A 2702-nucleotide genomic window follows, 5' to 3' on the forward strand; every position below is an offset into this window, starting at 1 on the left:
AACCAACAACAACACCCGGTCGCCTTGCAGCTCGGCGGCAGCGATCCGCTGGCGCTGGCACAATGCGCCGAACTGGCGCAGGCTCGTGGCTATAACGAGATCAATCTGAACGTGGGTTGCCCTTCCGATCGCGTGCAGAACGGACGCTTTGGCGCCTGTCTGATGGGAGAAGCGGCTCTGGTGGCGGATGCGGTAAAGGCAATGCGCGACCGCGTGTCAATTCCGGTGACGGTAAAAACCCGTATCGGCATTGATGAACTGGATAGCTACGAATTTCTTTGCGATTTTATTCGTCAGGTATCGGAGCAAGGTGGCTGCGACATGTTTATTATCCATGCGCGCAAAGCCTGGCTTTCCGGACTTAGTCCAAAAGAAAACCGTGAGATCCCGCCGCTGGACTATGAGCGCGTTTATCAGTTGAAGCGGGATTTTCCGCAGCTGACGCTGTCAATTAATGGCGGCATCAAATCGCTGGCGGAAGCTAAAACCCATTTGCAGCATGTAGATGGTGTGATGGTGGGCCGCGAGGCCTATCAAAATCCGGGCATGCTGGCAGAAGTTGATCGCGAGCTGTTTGGCTGCGATCGCCCTGCGGTCGATCCGGTAACGGTAGTGCGCTCAATGTATCCTTATATCGAGCGCGAACTGGCGCAGGGAACGTATCTTGGCCACATCACCCGCCATATGCTGGGGCTGTTCCAGGGTATCCCAGGCGCGCGCCAGTGGCGTCGTTATCTGAGCGAAAACGCCCATAAGGCGGGGGCCAATGTAGAGACGGTAGAAGCCGCGCTGGCGCTGGTGGCTGATAAGGTGCCTGCGGCAGTATAGGCTGTTTGCAAGGTGCGAGTTGTCCTCAGTCAAGGGGCATGCCTGCCGGATGAATGCATTTATTAACAATGCTTTATCGGATAAAACACCATGGCTATCATCCGCGCAGCGCGGCGGTTCAGGTTACCTGGTTAATATCACGCCATATAATGGGGAAATTAATCAGGTTATCTCTCACGCTCCTTTCTGTTTTAGCAGGAAACTCAAGCGTTTAACTTGTTTTCATTTCTGGCACGTATCTTGTAAAGGATCGCTCAGAGAGTGAATCGATCTCTCAGATCTTTAAGGAGGTACGCTGATGGAAATCTTTTTTGTCCTTGGCTTCTTTGTGATGCTGTTATTGACCGGCGTTTCAGTGCTGGGGATTATTCTGGCACTGTTTGTTGCCAGCGTGGTGATGATGTTTGCCGGTCTGCTGATGGTAGTCATTAAAATGCTGCCGTGGCTGGCGCTGGCGGTCGCTGCAGTATGGATTTATCGCGCATACCGTAAGCCGTCGTCAAAAACAGCCCGCTGGATGTCCCGCTAACATCAGCGGATCAACGACAGATTTGCAAAAGGTTATGCGGAGTCGATCACACCGTGGCAGATCGCACAGACTATTTTGCAATTAAACATATTTTTTGCTTATGAATTCTGTCAGGATGATTTCACTGAATTGCCAAATTCATCGCCGCTGACCCTACAAACAGCGCGAACTATAAAAAAGAAAAAAGGGCTTCCTACGGGAAGCCCTACTTATTTCTACACGGTGGTAATCTGCAAGCCATGCGCTGTGCATTTTTGAGCGACAGTACAGGATAACCGGCGTTTTCCCCGTTAGGGGATCAGCAAACAGGATCCCTGGGTCGCCCGGCTTTGTAGCGTTCTGTGTGCCTGCTGCACGTCCGCTAAGGCAAACTTTTGTTGCGGCGGCACGTCTACCTTAATCGCCCCGCTGGCAATCAGCGAAAACAGCTCGTTGCTGGCCTGGGTCAGCGCGTCTGCATTAGTGATATAGCCATGCAGGGAAGGGCGAGTCACGTACAGCGAGCCTTTTTGAGTCAGCGTGGATAAATTCACGCCGGTAACCGGACCGGAAGCATTGCCGAAGCTGACCATCAGGCCGCGGCGCTGTAAGCAATCCAGCGACGCTTCCCAGGTATCTTTGCCTACCGAGTCATACACCACGCGCACTTTCTTGCCGTGAGTCAGTTCCATTACGCGCTCCGCCACATTTTCTTCGCGATAGTTAATGGTTTCCCAGGCACCCGCTTCTTTTGCTCTCGCCGCTTTTTCGGCCGAGCCTACGGTGCCGATCAGGTGTGCGCCCAACGCTTTTGCCCACTGACAGGCAATCAGCCCCACGCCGCCCGCCGCTGCCTGGAAAAGAAACGTTTCATCCGGCTGCACAACGTAAGTCTGACGCAGCAAATAATGTACGGTTAACCCCTTCAAAAACGAGGCGGCCGCCTGCTCAAAAGAGATCGTGTCCGGCAGTAGCGCCAGTTTGTCAGCCTGGACCGCATGATAGTTGCTGTAGGCGCCGAGCGTTGACTGCGCATAGACTACGCGATCGCCCACGTTAACCGTGGTCACGCCTTTACCCACGCTCGTGACTATGCCAGCGGCTTCCGTTCCCAGACCCGAAGGCAGCGAAGCGGGATAAAGCCCGCTGCGGACATAGGTATCGATGTAGTTAATGCCTATCGCTTTGTTCTCAACTACGACCTCATCAGCGGCCGGTTCCGGCACGGCGGCATCGATAATCTGCATCACTTCCGGACCACCGTGCTGGCTGATTTGTATGCGTTTTGGCATGGTCACTCCTGTTGATTCCGCGTGATTGAAGGAGGACGAGAGGCCGCCAAACGGGTATACTGGCGCGTCCCCAC

General features: G+C 54.0%; 3 protein-coding genes. 2 read left to right on the forward strand and 1 reads right to left on the reverse strand.

Annotated features, from left to right (window positions below; genetic code table 11):
• Both dusA and pspG read left to right on the forward strand, forming a co-directional pair.
• Nucleotides 1–828: tRNA dihydrouridine(20/20a) synthase DusA (gene dusA / locus RTK32_RS20950; RefSeq protein ID WP_312047305.1), on the forward strand; the 828-nt coding region annotated here is incomplete at its 5' end.
• Between the two features lie 295 nt (nucleotides 829–1123).
• The gene (gene pspG / locus RTK32_RS20955) at nucleotides 1124–1357 is read left to right on the forward strand and encodes an envelope stress response protein PspG (protein WP_409451125.1); all 234 of its coding nucleotides are present in this window, start codon (nucleotides 1124–1126) and stop codon (nucleotides 1355–1357) included.
• A 290-nt stretch (nucleotides 1358–1647) separates the two neighbouring features.
• On the opposite strand, the gene RTK32_RS20960 is transcribed toward pspG, so the two are convergent.
• Nucleotides 1648–2628 carry a quinone oxidoreductase gene (locus RTK32_RS20960; protein ID WP_312047309.1) on the reverse strand — a complete coding sequence of 327 codons (981 nt, stop codon included), beginning with the start codon at nucleotides 2626–2628 and terminating at the stop codon, nucleotides 1648–1650.
• Nucleotides 2629–2702 lie beyond the last annotated feature (74 nt).

It is taken from the genome of Erwinia sp. (genome assembly GCF_031978025.1).
Lineage (GTDB): Bacteria > Pseudomonadota > Gammaproteobacteria > Enterobacterales > Enterobacteriaceae > Erwinia.

What these genes read in the sequence shown, in the direction of transcription:
- RTK32_RS20960 (WP_312047309.1), bottom strand. Translation starts at nt 2,628, where the DNA reads ATGCCAAAACGCATACAAATCAGCCAGCACGGTGGTCCGGAAGTGATG.